Origin of the sequence: Marinomonas colpomeniae (assembly GCF_014803385.1) — a bacterium.
GTDB classification, from domain to species: Bacteria; Pseudomonadota; Gammaproteobacteria; order Pseudomonadales; family Marinomonadaceae; genus Marinomonas; species Marinomonas colpomeniae.
The window spans coordinates 1-19,169 of sequence record NZ_JACYFC010000007.1 but is presented as its reverse complement, the minus strand read 5'-3'; the positions used below and the strand labels follow the sequence as shown (position 1 = coordinate 19,169).

The 19,169-nt window shown below is 40.7% G+C and carries 14 protein-coding genes and 5 tRNA genes; 16 read left to right on the top strand and 3 right to left on the bottom strand.

Annotation, left to right across the window (positions count from 1 at the left end; translation table 11 throughout):
* Positions 1-83: 83 nt before the first annotated feature.
* Entirely contained in the window at positions 84-2,714 is a 2,631-nt protein-coding gene (gene mutS, locus IF202_RS15995) for a DNA mismatch repair protein MutS (protein WP_191595923.1), read from the bottom strand.
* A 79-nt stretch (positions 2,715-2,793) separates the two neighbouring features.
* On the opposite strand from mutS, the gene IF202_RS15990 reads away from it, so the two are divergent.
* The 3 genes from IF202_RS15990 (at position 2,794) to IF202_RS15980 (ending at position 6,258) form a co-directional block, all read left to right on the top strand.
* Complete coding sequence (locus IF202_RS15990) at positions 2,794-3,288, top strand: CinA family protein (protein WP_191595922.1); 495 nt, start codon at positions 2,794-2,796, stop codon at positions 3,286-3,288.
* Between the two features lie 118 nt (positions 3,289-3,406).
* Complete coding sequence (recA, locus tag IF202_RS15985; protein WP_206705538.1) at positions 3,407-4,462, top strand: recombinase RecA; 1,056 nt, start codon at positions 3,407-3,409, stop codon at positions 4,460-4,462.
* A gap of 200 nt (positions 4,463-4,662) precedes the next feature.
* Positions 4,663-6,258, top strand: a complete 1,596-nt coding sequence (locus IF202_RS15980; protein WP_191595921.1) for a coiled-coil domain-containing protein — start codon at positions 4,663-4,665, stop codon at positions 6,256-6,258.
* A 25-nt stretch (positions 6,259-6,283) separates the two neighbouring features.
* On the opposite strand, the gene IF202_RS15975 is transcribed toward IF202_RS15980, so the two are convergent.
* The gene (locus IF202_RS15975; RefSeq protein WP_235963586.1) at positions 6,284-6,808 is read right to left on the bottom strand and encodes a regulatory protein RecX; all 525 of its coding nucleotides are present in this window, start codon (positions 6,806-6,808) and stop codon (positions 6,284-6,286) included.
* 124 nt (positions 6,809-6,932) lie between these two features.
* Here IF202_RS15975 and IF202_RS15970 point away from each other — a divergent pair, with 124 nt between their 5' ends.
* From IF202_RS15970 to IF202_RS15925, 10 genes are all read left to right on the top strand, one after another.
* Positions 6,933-8,189, top strand: a complete 1,257-nt coding sequence (locus tag IF202_RS15970; RefSeq protein WP_191595920.1) for a D-amino acid dehydrogenase — start codon at positions 6,933-6,935, stop codon at positions 8,187-8,189.
* Positions 8,190-8,198: 9 nt separating this feature from the next.
* Entirely contained in the window at positions 8,199-9,296 is a 1,098-nt protein-coding gene (alr, locus tag IF202_RS15965) for an alanine racemase (protein WP_191595919.1), read from the top strand.
* Positions 9,297-9,508: 212 nt separating this feature from the next.
* Entirely contained in the window at positions 9,509-12,127 is a 2,619-nt protein-coding gene (gene alaS / locus IF202_RS15960) for an alanine--tRNA ligase (RefSeq protein WP_191595918.1), read from the top strand.
* Between the two features lie 45 nt (positions 12,128-12,172).
* Positions 12,173-13,414 (top strand): aspartate kinase, encoded by a 1,242-nt coding sequence (locus IF202_RS15955; protein ID WP_191595917.1) that lies wholly within the window; start codon positions 12,173-12,175, stop codon positions 13,412-13,414.
* Positions 13,415-13,562: 148 nt separating this feature from the next.
* Entirely contained in the window at positions 13,563-13,751 is a 189-nt protein-coding gene (gene csrA / locus IF202_RS15950) for a carbon storage regulator CsrA (protein ID WP_191595916.1), read from the top strand.
* A 78-nt stretch (positions 13,752-13,829) separates the two neighbouring features.
* Positions 13,830-13,919, top strand: a tRNA-Ser gene (locus tag IF202_RS15945).
* 62 nt (positions 13,920-13,981) lie between these two features.
* A tRNA-Arg gene (locus IF202_RS15940) sits at positions 13,982-14,058 on the top strand.
* A gap of 59 nt (positions 14,059-14,117) precedes the next feature.
* Positions 14,118-14,194 (top strand) — tRNA-Arg (locus IF202_RS15935).
* Between the two features lie 59 nt (positions 14,195-14,253).
* Positions 14,254-14,330, top strand: a tRNA-Arg gene (locus tag IF202_RS15930).
* 59 nt (positions 14,331-14,389) lie between these two features.
* A tRNA-Arg gene (locus IF202_RS15925) sits at positions 14,390-14,466 on the top strand.
* Positions 14,467-14,520: 54 nt separating this feature from the next.
* Here the strand turns inward: IF202_RS15925 and IF202_RS15920 are convergent.
* Positions 14,521-15,486, bottom strand: coding sequence for a tRNA dihydrouridine synthase (locus IF202_RS15920; RefSeq protein WP_191595915.1), 966 nt, complete (start codon positions 15,484-15,486; stop codon positions 14,521-14,523).
* A 192-nt stretch (positions 15,487-15,678) separates the two neighbouring features.
* Between IF202_RS15920 and IF202_RS15915 the strand changes: the two genes are divergently transcribed.
* From IF202_RS15915 to IF202_RS15905, 3 genes are read left to right on the top strand one after another with little or no spacing between them, the layout of a single operon-like run.
* Positions 15,679-15,927: an OadG family protein gene (locus tag IF202_RS15915; protein WP_191595914.1), complete on the top strand. Its 249-nt coding sequence runs from the start codon at positions 15,679-15,681 to the stop codon at positions 15,925-15,927.
* Between the two features lie 39 nt (positions 15,928-15,966).
* Entirely contained in the window at positions 15,967-17,757 is a 1,791-nt protein-coding gene (gene oadA / locus IF202_RS15910; protein ID WP_191595913.1) for a sodium-extruding oxaloacetate decarboxylase subunit alpha, read from the top strand.
* Positions 17,758-17,774: 17 nt separating this feature from the next.
* A complete protein-coding gene (locus IF202_RS15905) occupies positions 17,775-18,947 on the top strand; it encodes a sodium ion-translocating decarboxylase subunit beta (protein ID WP_191595912.1) in 1,173 nt (390 codons plus the stop codon).
* The last annotated feature ends 222 nt before the right edge of the window (positions 18,948-19,169 follow it).

Below are 19,169 nucleotides of genomic sequence, written 5' to 3'. Positions count from 1 at the left end.
AGCACGAATCGTGAATACCCTACATTTATCTGATATTAGCTTATGCCAACCCTCGTTTATTACGAGTGAATATCAGTTACAAGTTAGAGTTGGGATTTCAGCTTGTAAAGAATGTTCATCGCTTCTAAAGGTGTCATATTATCTAAGTCTAGTTCTTCTATACTGGCTTTAACCGCATTCTGTTCTGCTTGAGCAAATAAGTCTGTTTGGTGTGGCTGGTATGCGGCTGTGTTTTCGTTCGTTTTTTGTGCCTGTCTATTTTCAGTTTTTTTAGATGGTATTGTTTGAGCATCAATCCCCGTCACTACCTCTAGCTCTTTAAGTTTTTGTTTAGCATGACCAATAACATCTCTTGGCACGCCAGCAAGTTGTGCGACTTGAAGGCCATAAGATTGGCTTGCTGGACCATCATGAACTTTATGCATGAAGACGATTTCATCTTCGTATTCCGTTGCTGTTAAATGAACGTTGGCCGCGTTATCTAGTTGATCCGCTAAGGTTGTTAACTCGAAGTAGTGAGTAGCAAAAAGAACGTAGCATTTTAATTCTTTTGCTAAATAGTCTACGGCAGCCCAAGCAAGTGACAATCCATCGAAAGTACTGGTTCCTCGCCCAACTTCATCCATTAATACCAAGCTGTTTTTACTGGCATTATTTAGAATGTTGGCTGTTTCTGTCATTTCCACCATGAAAGTAGAGCGTCCACCAGCAAGATCATCAGAAGAGCCCATGCGAGTGAATATACGATCAACAACAGAAATTGATGCCGCTTCAGCAGGCACAAAGCAACCTGTATGCGCCAATAATGTAATCAAGGCGATTTGTCGCATGTAGGTGGATTTACCACCCATGTTTGGGCCGGTAATCATCAATAATGAACGTGTTTCGTTAAGATCCAGATCATTAGGAACGAAAGGTTCTGATATGACAGCTTCTACAACAGGATGACGACCGCCTGTGATTTGAATGCCACTGCGGTTGTGAAGCTCTGGGCAAGTAAAGTTCAAAGTGTCAGCACGCTCTGAAAAATTATTCATCACATCAAGTTGAGCGAGTGCTTGGCTAGTCGTTTGTAATTCCCCTAGGGCTTGATTAAGTAAGTCTAACAATGCCTCGTAGAGTACTTTTTCTCTGGCAAGAGATTTTGACTTGGCGCTGAGGGCTTTGTCTTCAAACACCTTTAATTCAGGTGTGATAAAACGTTCGGCATTTTTTAATGTTTGACGGCGAATGTATTCAACAGGGGCTTGTTCTGAATGAAGACGGCTAATTTCAATGTAGTATCCATGGACACGATTAAAACCGACTTTTAATGAGCTGATACCAGTGCGTTCTTTTTCACTACGCTCCATTTCTGCCAAATAATCCGAGGCGTTGGTCGACAAAGACAGAAGTTCATCTAATTCATTGTCATACCCTTTCGCGAAAATACCGCCATCACGAACCACGGAAGGTGGATTCTCGACCAAAGCTTTGATTAACGTATCTGTGATGTGTGGTTGAGCAAGGATACGTTTATTTAGCTCTTTAAGACGTTCGGTATTGGTACTTTCTAGTAAGGTATTTAGTTCTGGTACGGCTTCTAGTGCAAATCGCAAGCGTAATAGGTCTCTTGGGCGAGCAGAGCGTAATGCAACTCGTGACAGTATACGTTCTAAGTCGCCAACCTTTTTAAGTGGTGCTTCAAACTTTATGTAAGCTTGATCTTTTTTTAGCTCAGTCACGACTTGTTGACGAGCTTGAATTTCACTCAAGTCTCGAATAGGTGTGTGTAACCAACGCTTTAATAAACGGCTACCCATAGGTGTGGCACATTTATCCAATACTTCGACAACGGTATTGGTGGTGCCTCCAGTCAAATTCATATCAATTTCTAAGTTACGACGAGTGGCGCCATCAATGAGTACTGAGTCGTCTTTATGTTCAACCATGATAGATTGAATGTGTGGTAAAGCAGAACGCTGAGTGTCTTTTGCATATTGAAGTAGTGCGCCTGCAGAGGCTATAGCTGAAGTAAGTGCTTCACAACCAAAGCCTGATAAGTCTTTGGTTGTGAACTGTTGGATCAATTGACGATAGCTAGATTCGTAATCAAAATGCCAAGGGCCTAGTTCTGATACACCTTTTTCTAATTTTAATAAATCACGTGCAGGAAAGTCTTCTGAGATCAAAATCTCTCGTGGAGATAAGCGTTGTAGTTCACTAGATAGAGCGTCGTGACCCTCTACTTCAAATAAACAAAAGCGACCACTGGCCATGTCTAGATAAGAGAAACCGAAAATATCTAAGCCTTTGCGAGTTTGATGGGCAAGAGAAAGGAGCAAATTTTCTCTTTTTTCTTCTAGAAAAGCCTCATCGCTAATCGTGCCTGGAGTCACTATGCGCGCAATTTTTCGTTCAACAGGCCCTTTGCTTGTTGCTGGGTCACCTGTTTGTTCTGCAATCACCACAGATTCGCCCATGCGAACCAAGCGCGCAATATAGTTCTCTGCAGCGTGATAAGGAATACCTGCCATAGGGATTGGCTTGCCACCAGAATGCCCACGAGATGTGAGTGTAATATCGAGTAGTTGAGACGCACGTTTTGCGTCATCATAGAAAATCTCGTAGAAATCTCCCATTCGATAAAATAGCAGCTGGTTTGGATGTTCTGATTTAAGGCCGAAGTATTGGCGCATCATAGGTGTGTGATTGTCTGCTGCTACTTTGCTCATTTTACGATGCTCGATTGTGATCCAAAAAATAGAGCGTTATTCTACTGGATATTGACTCAGGATTTAAGGGATAAGACTAATGAATCAGATTAAAAATATGACTCAGGCAGCACAACTGCTTAGTGTTCTGTTGAGAGAGAAAGAACTTCTCTTAGTTACTGCAGAATCTTGTACCGGAGGCCTTATTGGTGCTGTATGTACTGAAATTCCTGGTAGCTCGGCATGGTTTTATGGCGGTGTGATTAGCTATGCCAACGAAGCAAAAATACAAGGGTTAGATGTAAAGCCTGAAACACTATCATCTTTTGGCGCTGTGTCTGAACAAACTGTAAAAGAAATGTGTGCGGGCGCTTTACAGCTAGGTGGCAGCCTTTCTGTCGCGGTTAGTGGTGTTGCTGGCCCTGAAGGGGGCTCATTAGAAAAGCCAGTTGGTTGTGTTTATATCGGTTGGAAATTAATTGGGCAAGAGGCCAAAGTTGTTCGTCATCAGTTTTCGGGGGATCGACAAGCTGTTAGAGAGGCGACAGTATTGGCTGCGTTGGAGGGGGCGAGAGATATATTGGAAAAGAGTTAAAAATGAATGTAAAAGAGAGTTTTTCAAATAACACTGTTTTTATATACAGTATTTCTTGAGCTTCTTAAAAAAAAACGATAAAGTTACTCCAACGAAAATTAGCCACAAGGATTCCACTATGTCATCTATTGCAGACAACAAGAAAAAAGCCCTAGACGCAGCGCTTTCTCAGATTGAGCGTCAATTTGGTAAAGGCGCCATCATGAAAATGGGCGAGGGGGCAAAACTTGATATTGATACTGTCTCTACTGGGTCTTTAGGCTTAGATATTGCGCTAGGTGCTGGTGGTCTTCCTTATGGCCGAATTTGTGAAATTTACGGCCCTGAGTCTTCAGGTAAAACAACGCTAACCTTAAGTGTTATTGCTGAAGCTCAAAAACAAGGTAAAACTTGTGCGTTTATTGATGCCGAGCATGCGCTTGATCCGTCTTATGCTGAAAAGCTAGGCGTTAACATTGCTGATCTTTTGATTTCTCAGCCAGATACTGGTGAGCAAGCACTTGAAATCGTTGATATGTTAGTACGCTCTAACAGTGTCGACGTTATCATTGTTGATTCAGTAGCGGCGCTTGTGCCTAAGTCTGAAATTGAGGGGGAAATGGGTAGTTCTTCCGTTGGCGTTCAGGCTCGTTTGTTATCACAAGCAATGCGTAAATTAACAGGTTCTATTAAGAACGCTAACTGTCTTGTTATCTTTATTAACCAAATTCGTATGAAAATTGGTGTGATGTTCGGCTCGCCTGAAACAACAACAGGTGGTAACGCACTTAAGTTTTACTCGTCTGTACGTTTGGATATTCGTCGTATCGGCTCGGTCAAGCAAGGCGATGAAGTTATCGGTAATGAAACCCGAGTAAAAGTAGTGAAGAACAAAATTGCACCTCCGTTTAAACAAGCTGAATTCCAGATTCACTACGGTGCAGGTATTTACCGCATGGGTGAAATTATTGATCTAGGTGTTAAGCAAGGTTTTGTAGATAAAGCTGGTGCTTGGTACGCTTACGCGGGTAATAAAATTGGCCAGGGTAAAGCAAATGCGGCTCAGTTTTTAGCTGAAAATCCAGAAATTGCTGAAGAGATTGAAGCGAAGGTTCGTGAAGATTTATTGCCTAAAGATAAACCTGCTGCAGAGAAAGCAAGTGTACCAGAAGAAGAGTCAGACGAATTGATCTAGAAAAAGATAGCTAGTAGCGTTGTTTTTACGAAACGCCCAATGAGACTCATTGGGCGTTTTTTTATTGAAATTTTATAAACTAAAGCCCAATGTATTCATTTTTACTTAAACTAAAATAAGCGTTTGGTGGTTTACTAAGAAATATAGTTCTATTATAAATGTCTTTAATTTTATGAACTATGAATGGGGTCGACATTATTATGTTGATATGGCAGTGGGGGCTTATTGCTTCAAGTTTGTTGCTTTCACTTACATTGGTGCTGGTGTTGTTTCGCTATTTTTCATTAAAGAGAAAAACATCAGACCCCGATGTCGATCAGGATGTTAGCGATAAAAAAAATCAATCGAGTTCTAAAATACAAACTGATGCATTGACTGAAGAAAAAAAACAATGGTTAAGCTTGCTCAATCAACAAAAAAGTATATGCGCACAGTTGTTGGCTGAAGTATCTACGTCCGATTTCCAAGCTAAAGCGTCTTTGTCGTGTTGGGCTATCTTTCTAGATGTTGAGATACATATTATTGAGGCGTCTGTACCGCATTCAGAAATAATGCCCTTGCTAGCCGCATTTAAAAAGATTTTAGACAAAATAGATAAAGCTCAAGAAATTGATGCCCTTTTTAAGTCGCTAAAAGTCAATCAAACGGTATTAAATGAATTAAATAAAGTGATTCAGCGAGCTGGTGACAAGGTGTCTATTCAGGCAGATATTACATCAGGCTTAAATTCTCAGCTCGATAAACTTCAAGCGACATTAACACAAGAGCCAAAATTAGATGACGAATTGGCTTTATTGCGAGCTGAAATGGCCAGTCTGTGTGAGTTTATAGAAAGACTTAAATTACATCTGGCTGAAGTTAAAGATGAAGAAGGTAACGAGGCATATATTGAGACATTAGAAGCTTTTTTGAATGACTCTAATGAATCGGATTTTTTGAATTCAATTCGTTCAGAACTAGATTATAAAGTGGCGGATCTTAAACAGTTGGCCGCTAATCAAAAAGAAATTATTGCTGAATTGAAAGAGCAAGTTCGTAAGGCTAAAGAAGGTGTAGCAGGAGACGGTAAGCACGCAGGTGTCTATGAAATTTCGATTGCCAGACTAGAAAAAGCTTTGTTGGAAAGTGGTCATGTTGTGAAGCGTTTAGAGGTGAAGTTAGATAGTTTACAAACTATTAAATACAACTTAAACATTGATGTGATGAAGCGTGATGAAGCGCTTAAGCAAAAAACGGCAGAATTAGCGTTACGCAGTGACACAAATACAGTCCAGGGTACTGATATCTATGGCGTATTCGATGAAGAACGAAATACCATGAAGAACATGGAGGACTTACTCCATCAGGATTCCTTTACTGAAGAAGGTGATTCTTTTGCTAATGAGCAGGCATCTAAAATAAGCTCTTTGCGTTTGATGGTAAATGAGTCTGAACTCTATGTTGAAATGTTAGAGAAAGATTTAGATAAAGCTAGGGTCTTACGTGAAGATTTAGAGTATAAGCTGCTTAATCCAAATGACTTATCAAATGACATTGATGCACAAAGTGGCGAAAATACTCCGACTGATCAAGATTTAGCTGAAGTTGAAAATCTTAGAGAAATTAATGATGAGTTAGATGTTGAGCGAAAGCGTTTGTTGGCTGAATTAAAAGATGCAGAAGAGCAGACAGAGGAGTTTGAAAAACTGCAAGAAAAAGTAGATAAAATAGATGAAAAAATTGAGTCGGTGCAAGAAAAGTATGTAGAGATGGAAGCGCGATACTTGGCTGCATTAATGGATAAGGAAGATAAATAAGGCTGATGTAATATATTAACTAATATTAGAGCTCATCTTGTGGTGACAGCGCGTATTTTATTTGATCGAAATTAAAGCCCCTGTATTGTAGGTAACGGGATTGTTTTCCTTTTTCTTTGAAGTCCGTGCATAGGTTTTCACCAAATCGCCTTACTTTAAGTTGTAAAGCGAGTTCAAACCAGTCTGCCTCAGCGTTCTCAATAGCGTATTTTGCTAGCTGGTTATCGATACCTTTCTGCATAAGTTCTTGTAATATGCGGTTTGCCCCAAGAGGCTTACTAACTCTACTTCGTACAAAAATTTCTGCAAAACGTTTATCATTTAAATAGTTTATCTCTTCAAGTTTTAAAATGGTTTTGTTTATTTCTTCTTCTTCATAGCCTTTTGCCTTTAATTTTTTTTCGAGTTCTTTTTTTGCGTGTTCTCTGTAACTAAGTAGTGACAGTGCTTGGTCAAATATTGGTAACAACTGCCCTTTCATTTCGTATCCTTTCTTGTTTGTAAGCTTTGCTATTTTATCAGCATGATAAACAATTTCATAAATATTCATACAAAACTTTAAAATAACTTTTTTATGGTTTTATATTCTTAAATTTATAAAAAATAAAGAATATAAAACTAAATATCTTGTGTAATTATAGGTGATATGACTTTATATTTATTTGGGGCGTTTTATGCATGTTTGCGTTTTAGGTGCTGGCGTTGTTGGCCTTACTTCTGCGTATTATTTAGCTAAAAAAGGTTGTCAGGTCACGGTTATTGATCGTCAGTCCGATGTTGCTTTAGAAACCAGTTTTGCTAATGCTGGTCAGATATCTCCTGGCTATTCGGCGCCATGGGCTGGGCCTGGTATTCCTTTGAAGGCTGTAAAGTGGTTAATGCAAAAGCATGCTCCTCTAAAAATAAGTACAGAGTTAGAATATAAAAAATTAAGTTGGATGTTAAAAATGCTGGGGCAGTGTACCGGTGATGCTTACAGTGTAAATAAACTGAGAATGATGGCACTGGCTGAATACAGTCGTGATCAATTTATAGACTTAAGAAAAAACATTGGTATTCAATATCAAGATGGTCAAGGTGGTACCTTACAGTTGTTTCGAAAAGAGGGTCAAGTTGAAGCGGCAGAAAAAGACCTGAAAGTATTGAAAGCTTTAGGCGTGCCGCACCAAATGCTGACCCCGGAGCAGATTGTGGAAGTAGAGCCGGGCCTGCGACCCGTTATTGATAAGTTTAGAGGCGGCTTAAGGCTTACTGGTGATGAGACAGGAGATTGCTATTTATTTTGTCAGTCTCTTAAAAAAACGTGCGAAGAGCTGGGTGTTGCCTTTCAATTTAATTCAGATATTAAGTCTTTGTATGTGCAATCAAGCAAGATTAAAGGGGTTGAAACTCAGTTAGGTGTTCAAGGCTTCGATACGGTTGTTGTTTGTTTGGGTAGCTATTCGAAGGAGTTGCTTCAGGAGTGTGGTATTGATATCCCTGTCTATCCTGTGAAAGGTTATTCTTTAACCGTTCCTATTTCAGACTCGTCCTATGCGCCAGTTTCTACTGTTATGGATGAAACATATAAAGTTGCAGTAACACGCCTTGGTGGTCGCATTCGTGCGGCGGGTACAGCTGAATTGACTGGCTATAATTTAGATTTACCTAAATCCAGAACAGACACCATTCGTTATGTGGTTGGAGATTTGTTTGGTCAAGGTTGTGATTTAACTGAAGCCGATTATTGGACTGGATTGCGCCCTATGACTCCTGATGGTACCCCTGTTGTGGGTGCGACTGAAATTAGTGGGCTGTATTTGAATACAGGTCATGGAACCCTAGGTTGGACAATGAGTTGTGGTTCTGCGGCTGTTATAGCAGATATTATAGCAGGTGATAAAACAGAGATTAATTCTCAGGACTTTTCTGTTGAACGTTATAAAAAGTAAGGATTAGAAATGGCAAGGCCTTTAACTGCAACAATAGACTTAAATGCGGTATTACATAACTATCGTTATGCAAAGAAACTCCATCCAACGTGTAAAGCGTTCGCTGTTGTAAAGAGTAATGCTTATGGTCATGGAGCAATTAAAGTAGCTCTGCATCTTGATAATGAAGCAGATGCTTTTGCTGTCGCAGCCATAGAAGAAGCCATTGCACTTCGTGAAGCTGGTGTCGTTTCTCCTATCATGTTGCTTGAGGGGGTTTTTGAGGCAGACGAGTGGGAATTGTGTGAAAAACATGGTTTTTGGTCTGCGATAGAGAATGATTTGCAGTTGAATTGGCTTGTATCAAGTAAGGCGAAAATAGAGAAAGTTTTTGTAAAATTAGATACAGGTATGCACCGTCTGGGTGTGAATAAAGACGAAGCGTCAATATTAGTAGAGACATTAAGAAAAAGTGGTCAAGCTGATGAGGTTCTATTGATGACTCATTTCGCTTGCGCTGATGATTTATCTGATATCACGACAATGAATCAATTAACATATTTTGAAAAAGCGCGTTATGAAATTGGTGTGATTGAGGCAAGTGTGGCAAATTCTGCTGCAATTATGAAATGGTCTGTTCCAGAAGGTGGTTGGATCCGACCAGGTATCATGCTTTATGGTATCTCGCCTTTTGCAGGTTTAACTGGGCAGGCGTTAGGCTTGGCCCCAGTTATGACTCTATCTTCAAAAGTTATTTCTGTACGTTCTTTAAAAAAGGGCGATAAAGTGGGTTATGCCTTATCTTATGAAGCGATGGGTGATCATCAATTGGCTACAGTGGCTGTCGGTTATGGCGATGGTTATCCTCGTCATGCTAAAGATGGTACGCCATTAGTGTTAAATGGCTTCCCAGCACAATTGGCTGGGCGTGTTTCCATGGATATGATTACAGTTCGGCTGACGAACTCAGATCAATCTCTTGAGATTGGCCAAGACGCTATTTTATGGGGCGGCGATATGCCTGTTGAAAACGTAGCGGATTTTGCAGGCACAATAGGCTATGAATTGGTTACTCGTATGACGTCTCGTCCGCATTATCGTTATATAACAGATTTTGAATTGAAATGATCTACATTAAACAAAGCCTCTAAATGTGTAAAAAAGAGGCTTTGTTTAAGCTTTGCACAAAAAAGCCTAAATATCCTTCGGTTTCTTTTGAAAACACCTATCCTTTACGTGTACTATTTTGTGCTTTTCGTTGCATCGAATAGGTTTAGACTAATTTACCGTTCACGCAATCCAATTCGCCCAGAAATATAGAGATAGAGACTCACCCTATTATGAAGAGTTCTGAGTTACGCCAATCATTTTTATCGTACTTTGAAAGTAAGCAGCATCAAATTGTTGAATCGAGCTCATTGATTCCAGGCAATGATCCAACGTTGCTATTCACCAATGCTGGCATGGTCCAGTTTAAAGATGTTTTTTTAGGTGAAGATCTCCGTCCTTATACACGAGCGACAAGTTCACAGCGTTGTGTGCGCGCCGGTGGTAAACATAATGACTTAGAAAATGTAGGTTATACCGCTCGCCACCATACTTTTTTTGAAATGTTAGGTAACTTTAGTTTTGGTGATTACTTCAAAAAAGAAGCAATTACTTATGCTTGGGAATTTTTAACCGTTGTATTAAAACTTCCAAAAGAAAAATTGTTGGTAACTGTTTACGCAGATGACGATGAGGCTTTTGATTTTTGGCATGAAATGATTGGTGTGCCAAAAGAAAAAATTATCCGTATTGGTGATAACAAGGGTGCTCGCTATCAGTCAGATAATTTTTGGGCGATGGGTGATACAGGTCCTTGTGGTCCTTGTTCAGAAGTTTTTTATGATCATGGTGAGCATATTTGGGGTGGCCCTCCAGGTTCACCGGAAGAAGATGGCGATCGCTTTATTGAAATATGGAACGTGGTTTTCATGCAGTTTAATCGTTCTGCCGACGGTTCTATGGCGCCTTTGCCTAAGCCTTCTGTTGACACGGGTATGGGTCTTGAGCGTATTGCGGCAATTTTGCAAGGTGTACACAGTAACTACGAAATTGATTTATTCCAAAATCTAATTGCAGCTTCGGCAAAAGCGGTTGGTACAGAGGATTTGGCCTCTCAATCATTACGCGTTATCGCTGATCATATTCGTTCATGTTCTTTCATGATTGTTGACGGTATTATTCCTTCAAATGAAGGTCGCGGTTATGTGTTACGACGTATTATTCGTCGTGCAATTCGTCATGGTAACAAACTTGGTCAAAAAGGTGTGTTCTTCCATAAATTGGTTACTGCACTTGATATTGAGATGGGTGAAGCGTATCCAGAGCTGACTAAATTGAAAGAGCGTATAGCCTCTATTTTATTAAAAGAAGAAGAGCAATTTGCTAAAACGCTTGATCAAGGTATCAAAATATTGGAAGAGGCTATTGCCAATTTAGGCGATGCGAAAACCATACCAGGTGAAACAGTATTTAAACTTTATGATACTTATGGTTTTCCTGCCGATTTGACGAATGATGTTGCAAGAGAAAATAATTTAGAAATTGATGATGCTGGCTTTGAAAAAGCAATGGAAGCGCAACGCACTCGTGCTCGTTCAGCAAGTAACTTCACGATGGATATGTCAGGTAGCATTAATTTAGATTCGGTTACTGAGTTTACGGGCTACGATAATCTTAATGGAAGCTGTGAAATAGAAGCCATTATTGCTGATGGTGTATCTGTGGATTCGATTGATGCGGGTCAAACAGCTGCAATCATCCTGAAAACAACACCTTTTTATGGCGAATCTGGTGGTCAAATTGGTGATCAGGGTTGGCTGCGTGGTAGTGGCGCTTTTAAAGTGTCCAATACGACAAAACAAGCAAAAGCACATTTGCATCATGGTGAATTGCGTGAAGGCTCTTTAAGGATTGGTGATGTCGTTGCTGGTGAAGTTGATCGTACTATGCGTATGGCAACAGCGCTAAATCATTCTGCAACACACCTAATGCATGAAGCTTTGCGTCGAGTTCTTGGGGATCACGTTACTCAAAAAGGTTCTTTAGTAAATGCTGAACGCTTACGTTTTGATTTTTCTCACTTTGAAGGTGTTACGGCAGCAGAAATTGAACAAGTTGAAGACATGGTTAATGAGCAGGTTCGTTTAAATAGACCTGTTGAAACTGAAATTATGGATGTCGAGACGGCAAAAGAAAAAGGTGCCATGGCCCTGTTTGGTGAAAAATACGATAGCGAAGTACGTGTATTGACCATGGGTGCAGATTACTCAATTGAATTGTGTGGTGGTACTCATGTTAAACGTACAGGCGATATTGGCTTATTTAAAATACTAACAGAAAGTGGTACGGCTGCTGGTGTGCGTCGTATAGAGGCCGTAACTGGCACAGTAGCGATTGATACAGTGCGTCATACTGATTCGATTTTAGAAGATGTTGCTGGACTGCTTAAAGGCAATAAAGAAAATGTGTTAGATAAAGTCACTGCGTTGAATGAACATGCGCGTAGTTTGCAAAAAGAGTTAGATGTATTGAAGGGTAAGATGGCGGCTCTGGCTGGTGCGGACTTAGCTTCGCAGGCCGTTGATATTACCGGTGGCAAGTTATTGGTTGCTCAGGTCGAAGTTGGAGATCCAAAAGAGCTCCGCGATTTACTTGATGAGCTGAAAAGTAAGCTTGAGTCTGCTGTAATTTTGTTGGCGTCGGTTCATGACGGTAAAGTTAGTTTAATAGCCGGTGTGACAAAAGAGCTTACTAAGCAGGTTAAGGCTGGTGATTTGATTAAGATGATTGCGCCTTTAGTTGATGGTAAAGGTGGTGGCCGTCCAGATATGGCTCAAGCAGGTGGTAATAACCCAGAAAGTTTGCCTGCCGCACTTGCTTTGGTGCCTGGTTGGGTTGCTGAAAGGGTATAAGTTTGTCTGCTCAGTATGAGCTCTAATGTAGGTAATAGAAAAGTTATGGCATTGTTAGTTCAAAAATACGGTGGGACTTCAGTAGGTACCATTGAGCGCATTGAAGCGGTTGCGGATAGAGTGCTTAAGCATAAGCAGCAAGGTGATGACATTGTAGTTGTGGTTTCAGCCATGAGTGGTGAAACAAATAGGCTAATTGAATTAGCAAAAGGTGTTCAATCGGCTCCTAATGTTCGAGAGATGGATGTTCTGCTTTCAACAGGAGAGCAGGTCACTATTGCACTTCTGTCTATGGCGTTAATGAAACGTGGTATTGATGCTCGCTCTTATACTGGATCGCAAATACGTATTACGACTGACAGTGCACATGGTAAGGCTAGAATTCAAAAAATTGATACCGAGCGTATGCAGGCTGATTTAGATGCTGGTCGAGTTGTTGTTGCAGCAGGTTTTCAGGGTGCTGATGAGTTCGGGAATATTACGACATTAGGTCGTGGTGGTTCTGATACTACAGGTGTTGCTTTGGCCGCGGCTTTAAAGGCAGATGAATGTCAGATTTATACAGACGTTGATGGTGTTTATACAACGGATCCTCGTGTAGTGGACAGTGCACGACGTTTGGATAAAATTACTTTTGAAGAAATGCTGGAAATGGCGAGTTTAGGCTCAAAAATATTACAAATTCGTTCTGTTGAGTTTGCTGGGAAATACCAGGTGCCATTGCGAGTACTGTCTAGTTTTGTTGAAGGTGAAGGTACGTTGATTACAACTGAGGGGAATAAGAATATGGAACAACCTGCTGTTTCTGGTATCGCATTCAATAGAGATGAAGCGAAATTGACGTTAAAAGGTGTTCCTGATACTCCAGGTATTGCTGCGCGTATTCTTGGACCTATTAGTGATGCCAATATAGAAGTTGATATGATCGTTCAAAATATATCGGTTGATGGTACAACGGATTTTACTTTCACTGTGCATCGTAATGACTATGATCAAGCGTTGTTAACTTTGAAAGCTATTGCGGCAGAGTTAAGTGCTAATGATGTGCTGTCTGATGCGAAAATTGCCAAGGTGTCTATTGTCGGTGTCGGGATGCGTTCTCATGCAGGTGTTGCTAGTACTATGTTTAGGGCGTTGGCGGCTGAGTCTATTAATATACAGCTTATCTCTACATCAGAGATTAAAGTGTCTGTCATTATAGATGAAAAATACATGGAATTAGCTGTTCGAACCTTACATTCGGCATTCAAGTTGGGTAATGACGACTTGAGCGTTAAGGAAGAGTAACAATTGGATACATAAAGACTGTAATTAAGAATGGTTTAATTTTTAGTGAGACGCTACAATTCAGTTTGTAGGAATTGCCCTACATATCTTGTCAGGCAATTCATCTTAATTTTAATAGTTTTTTAATGTAATTACAGGGAAAAATCTTATGCTAATTTTAACTCGTCGCGTAGGTGAAACATTAATGGTAGGTGATGAAGTATCCGTTACTGTACTGGGTGTTAAAGGTAATCAAGTTCGTATTGGTATTAATGCTCCGAAAGATGTATCGGTTCACCGTGAGGAAATTTACCTTCGCATTCAAAAAGAGCAAGATGAAGAGACTACTGAAGAATAATTTTTAAAAAAAATATTAAAATTTCTCAAAAAGTCTTTACATGTTTTTTTGGCAGTATATACTACGCCGCACTTGTTTGGAGAGTTGGCCGAGTGGCTGAAGGCGCGCCCCTGCTAAGGGTGTATGGGTTAACACTCATCTAGGGTTCGAATCCCTAACTCTCCGCCATTCAAGTTTGTCTTATCAGGAGCTATCCTTCCTGAGTTGAAAAAGACTGGAATTGCAGTTACGCACCCGTAGCTCAGCTGGATAGAGTACTCGGCTACGAACCGAGCGGTCAGAGGTTCGAATCCTCTCGGGTGCACCATTTCAAAAAAAGTATTTAGAGCTATCCTCTTTAAATGCTTTCAGAATACAAAGTATTGAGCACCCGTAGCTCAGCTGGATAGAGTACTCGGCTACGAACCGAGCGGTCAGAGGTTCGAATCCTCTCGGGTGCACCATTTCAAAAAAAGTATTTAGAGCTATCCTCTTTAAATGCTTTCAGAATACAAAGTATTGAGCACCCGTAGCTCAGCTGGATAGAGTACTCGGCTACGAACCGAGCGGTCAGAGGTTCGAATCCTCTCGGGTGCACCATTTCAAAAAAAGTATTTAGAGCTATCCTCTTTAAATGCTTTCAGAATACAAAGTATTGAGCACCCGTAGCTCAGCTGGATAGAGTACTCGGCTACGAACCGAGCGGTCAGAGGTTCGAATCCTCTCGGGTGCACCATTTCTAATTAATCTCTCCTTAAATATTATTTCCTTGTACATTTTAAAAAACCTTCTACTGTTTTGTTATTTTTTCTATTTGCGTTGTTAATTCGTTTACGCTTTTGCAGCGTCTTAATGTTTGTAAGTTTTCACGTATAAAGTCAAATTCAAAACGTAAGTGACCACACCACTGCTTTAGTCGACCTAGTGTGGCTGTTTCATCATAATCTTGTTGTAGCCTTGTCGTGTAATTTGTAAATGTTTCGATAAGTTCTTTTGTGTGATCTGTAGCGGTTTCCCCATTTAAGGCTGTTCGTAGGTCTTGAAAAATAAAAGGGTTATTAAGAGACCCTCTTCCTATCATGAAATGATCACATCCAGTGATGGAATGGCACTTAAGTAATGATGCTGCGTCTGTAATATCTCCATTGGCGACGACAGTCATTTTTGTTCTGTCTTTGATCACCCCAATTTTTTCCCATCGTGCTGGTGGCTTGTAGCCGTCTTTTTTTGTTCTGCCGTGTATCGTAAGTTTATTGACACCGGCATCTTCGATTGCTGAAACATTATCAAACAATAATTCTTCGTCTTCATAACCAAGGCGAATTTTTGCTGATAGTGAAATGTGTTGCGGCAATCTGATTCGGATGGCGTGCATTATGTTATGCAGCGCATCTGGTGTTTGCAGTAATACAGACCCTCCTCCATGACCGTTAACCCTTTTTGCGGGGCAGCCAAAATTCACATCAATATGGGTTGCTCCAGCTTCTGTTGCTGCGTAGGCGCTTTCAGCCATTAGCTCGGCATTGCTGCCTAGAAGTTGAGTGTGGACTGGGTGTTTTTGTGTTGTTTGGGCTTGGTTCTTGTTTTCTGGGACAAGGCGTTTGAAAGTTGAGCTCGGTATTGGGTATTGAGTTACTCTGACAAATTCTGAGACGAGATAGTCCATGCCTCCAATTTGAGACAGTAATTCGCGCATGGTGTGATCCATTACGCCTTCCATTGGAGCTACAGCAAGTGTAATTTTTTTTTCTGGCATTGTATTTTTCAAGAGAGAGGGTTCTTTTAGGGAATTGTTCACGAAATAAGTCGCAACTGTTATGCAAAAAAAATATGAAACTGTTCTGGTTTATGGTAAAAAACTAACTATAAATAATAAACAACACTGTTGAATGTGCATCTGATCACATTCGATCGATACAAACAAGGCGATATCAAGGGTGCTAATGTTATGAATGGGTTGCTTGAAGATGGTTTGGGGTTAATGGTGTTAGGAATGGGGTTCGTTTTCCTATTTTTAGTTATCTTGATTTTTGCAACGGGCTATATGTCCCGTTTGTTAAATCACTTTTTTCCAGAGGTGCCTGTTGTAACTCCTAAGTCTGTCGTTGCTGTTCCATCTTCAGAGGCTATAGATCCTCAATTGGTGGCAGTGATCTCCGCAGCAGTGCATCAACATCGAAATAAGAAAAACACTTAAACTTATATTATTAATTTTCCTGATTTTTGAGGCTGAAACATGACAACAATTAAGCAACCTCTAGGCATCACAGATGTCGTTTTACGAGATGCACATCAATCTTTATTTGCAACGCGAATGCGTATTGACGATATGCTTCCTATTGCGGAAAAACTTGATCAAGTAGGTTTCTGGTCTCTTGAGTCTTGGGGTGGGGCAACATTTGACTCATGTATTCGTTTTATCGGTGAAGATCCTTGGGAGCGTATTAGAGAGCTCAAGAAGGCAATGCCAAAAACACCTCAACAGATGTTGTTGCGTGGTCAGAATTTATTAGGCTATCGTCATTATGCCGATGATGTTGTTAATAAGTTTGTCGAGCGTGCTGCATTTAATGGGGTAGATGTTTTTCGTATTTTTGATGCGATGAATGATCCTCGTAATTTAGAAACAGCCATTAAAGCGGTAAAGCAGCAAGGTAAGCATGCTCAGGGTACTATTTCTTATACCAAGAGTCGTGTTCATACTACTCAGAACTGGGTCGACTATGCTAAGAAATTAGAAGATATGGGGGCGGATTCCATTGCGATTAAAGATATGTCTGGAATTTTGACACCATATGATGCGTTTGAGCTTGTTGGGTTGTTAAAGGCTCAGACTCAATTAGAAGTTCAGTTACATGCTCATGCTACTTCTGGTTTGTCAGATATGACGATTTTAAAGGCAATTGAGGCGGGAGTTGATCGTGTTGATACGGCGATTTCTTCCATGTCTATGACGTATGGGCATAGTGCTACTGAGTCTGTTGTTGCTGCATTACAAGGGACTGATCGCGATACTGGTTTAGATTTGGCCTTGCTTGAAGAAATTGCTTCTTATTTTAGAGAGGTAAGAAAGAAGTATGCGAAGTTTGAGGGATCGTTACGTGGTACTGATTCTCGAATTTTGATTGCTCAAGTGCCTGGTGGTATGTTGACTAATATGGAAAGTCAGTTGAGAGAGCAAGGTGCTGCTGATAGGTTTGATGATGTATTGAAAGAAATTCCAAAAGTGCGTGAAGATTTAGGGTTGATTCCCCTTGTTACGCCAACGTCTCAAATTGTAGGTACACAGGCTGTACTGAATGTTCTTACGGGCGAGCGATATAAATCGATCTCTAAAGAAACGGCAGGAATTCTAAAGGGTGAATATGGTGCAGCGCCAGCTGAGTTCAATAAAGAGCTGCAGTCACGAGTATTGGATGGTGCAGAGGCTATTACATGTCGGCCTGCTGATTTATTGTCTCCGGAAATGGATAAACTTACGGAAGAGCTGGTTGGTCTGTCTAAAGAGAAAGGTATCAACTTAGCTTCAGATCAAATTGATGATGTTCTGACGTACGCTCTTTTCCCTCAGATAGGTCTCAAGTATCTTCAGAATCGTGGTGACGCGAGTGCGTTTGAGCCTGCTCCAACACTAAGTGATGTTGTTGATGCTTCAGCGGTTCCGGCTTCTTCGCCTGGTGGTGAAAATGTTTATACGGTTTCTGTGTCTGGCCAAGATTTTGTAGTTCAGGTTACTGAAGGTGGTGAGATCGGTAATATCCAATCTGCTGTGGCATCTAGTGCTGCTTCTTCGTCTGCTCCTGCTGCAGTTTCTTCGGGTGAGGATGTGCCATCGCCTCTTGCTGGTAATATCTTTAAAGTGTTGGTTTCGCCAGGACAGCAAGTCGAAGAGGGTGATACTGTAATTATTCTGGAGGCCATGAAGATGGAAACGGAAATTTCAGCGCCGAAATCGGGTGTGGTTGGTTCCATTAATGTGAAAGAAGGCGACTCTGTGCAAGTGGGTCAGTCTCTTCTTACTTTATAATCTAGGAAAATTTAGAAATGGAAAAAAAACTACTTAACCTCTTTCATGATACTGGTATTTATCAGCTTGAATTTGGCCAGTTTGTAATGATCTGTGTTGGTTTACTGTTGGTTTATTTGGCAATTAAGAAAGGTTTTGAGCCTTTATTGTTGTTGCCAATTGGTATTGGTGCTGTACTGGTAAATATACCTGGTGCTGGATTTATGGATGCGCCAGTTTATGATTCGGTGGGTCACTTGGTTACTCCTGGTGGCTTGCAGTATTACATTTATCATGGCGGTATTGAGACGGGATTGTTTCCGTTGATTATTTTCATGGGTGTCGGGGCAATGACAGATTTTGGTCCTATGCTTGCCAATCCTAAGACTTTATTGTTAGGTGCTGCTGCTCAATTTGGTATTTTTGCAACAGTTATTGGTGCTGTATTGTTGGGTGCCTCTGGTATTATGGACTTCACTTTAGCTGATGCTGCGGCGATCGGTATTATTGGTGGTGCTGATGGCCCAACCGCTATTTTTGTCGCGAGCCGATTGGCGCCTGATTTATTAGGTGCTATTGCCGTTGCTGCTTATTCTTACATGGCGCTTGTTCCGTTAATTCAGCCGCCTATTATGCGAGCGCTGACAACGAAAGAAGAGCGCTCGATTAAGATGGTGCAGCTTAGAGTTGTGAGCAAAAAAGAGAAAATTGTTTTTCCAGTAGTTGTGACTCTTTTGGTGGCTATGTTCTTGCCATCAGCGGCTCCTCTTCTTGGTATGTTTTGCTTCGGTAATTTGATGCGTGAGTGTGGTGTGGTTGATCGCTTAAGTGATACGGCTCAAAATGCGCTAATTAATATCGTGACTGTTTTTCTGGGTTTAGGTGTTGGTTCGAAGTTAAGTTCAGAGGCTTTCTTAAATTTAGAAACGCTGGGTATATTGAGCTTAGGTTTGATTGCTTTTTCTATTGGTACGGCGACAGGTATTTTGATGGCGAAGTTGCTGAATCGATTCTCGGTTGATGCTATCAATCCACTTATTGGTGCTGCCGGTGTATCTGCTGTGCCTATGGCTGCAAGGGTTGCTAACAAGGTGGGTTTGGAAGCTAATAAGCATAACTTCCTTCTGATGCATGCAATGGGGCCGAATGTAGCTGGAGTTATTGGTTCGGCTGTTGCGGCTGGTGTAATGCTTAGTTATGTTGGTGGATAGGTTGCCATAAAGCGAATTGTTCTTAAAAAAGCTTCTAATTTAAAGATTAGGAGCTTTTTTATTGGGTTAAAAAAATAGTTTGATTGATTAGTGTTCTATTTTGTGGGTGTTTTGATCGTTTATTAATCGAATGTTACTGTTTTACGAATTAAACGCTATTAATTGGTCTTTTTTCGTTAAAAGGGTTGCACAAAATCTGTAGATCCTTAATATACGCCCTCG

Excerpts from the sequence above, each read along its gene's own strand:
- IF202_RS15980 (WP_191595921.1), top strand. The coding sequence starts at position 4,663 with ATGTTGATATGGCAGTGGGGGCTTATTGCTTCAAGTTTGTTGCTTTCA.
- oadA (WP_191595913.1), top strand. The coding sequence starts at position 15,967 with ATGACAACAATTAAGCAACCTCTAGGCATCACAGATGTCGTTTTACGA.
- IF202_RS15915 (WP_191595914.1), top strand. The coding sequence starts at position 15,679 with ATGAATGGGTTGCTTGAAGATGGTTTGGGGTTAATGGTGTTAGGAATG.
- alaS (WP_191595918.1), top strand. The coding sequence starts at position 9,509 with ATGAAGAGTTCTGAGTTACGCCAATCATTTTTATCGTACTTTGAAAGT.
- IF202_RS15990 (WP_191595922.1), top strand. The coding sequence starts at position 2,794 with ATGAATCAGATTAAAAATATGACTCAGGCAGCACAACTGCTTAGTGTT.
- IF202_RS15920 (WP_191595915.1), bottom strand. The coding sequence starts at position 15,486 with ATGCCAGAAAAAAAAATTACACTTGCTGTAGCTCCAATGGAAGGCGTA.
- alr (WP_191595919.1), top strand. The coding sequence starts at position 8,199 with ATGGCAAGGCCTTTAACTGCAACAATAGACTTAAATGCGGTATTACAT.
- IF202_RS15905 (WP_191595912.1), top strand. The coding sequence starts at position 17,775 with ATGGAAAAAAAACTACTTAACCTCTTTCATGATACTGGTATTTATCAG.
- IF202_RS15955 (WP_191595917.1), top strand. The coding sequence starts at position 12,173 with ATGGCATTGTTAGTTCAAAAATACGGTGGGACTTCAGTAGGTACCATT.
- mutS (WP_191595923.1), bottom strand. The coding sequence starts at position 2,714 with ATGAGCAAAGTAGCAGCAGACAATCACACACCTATGATGCGCCAATAC.
- recA (WP_206705538.1), top strand. The coding sequence starts at position 3,407 with ATGTCATCTATTGCAGACAACAAGAAAAAAGCCCTAGACGCAGCGCTT.
- csrA (WP_191595916.1), top strand. The coding sequence starts at position 13,563 with ATGCTAATTTTAACTCGTCGCGTAGGTGAAACATTAATGGTAGGTGAT.
- IF202_RS15975 (WP_235963586.1), bottom strand. The coding sequence starts at position 6,808 with ATGAATATTTATGAAATTGTTTATCATGCTGATAAAATAGCAAAGCTT.
- IF202_RS15970 (WP_191595920.1), top strand. The coding sequence starts at position 6,933 with ATGCATGTTTGCGTTTTAGGTGCTGGCGTTGTTGGCCTTACTTCTGCG.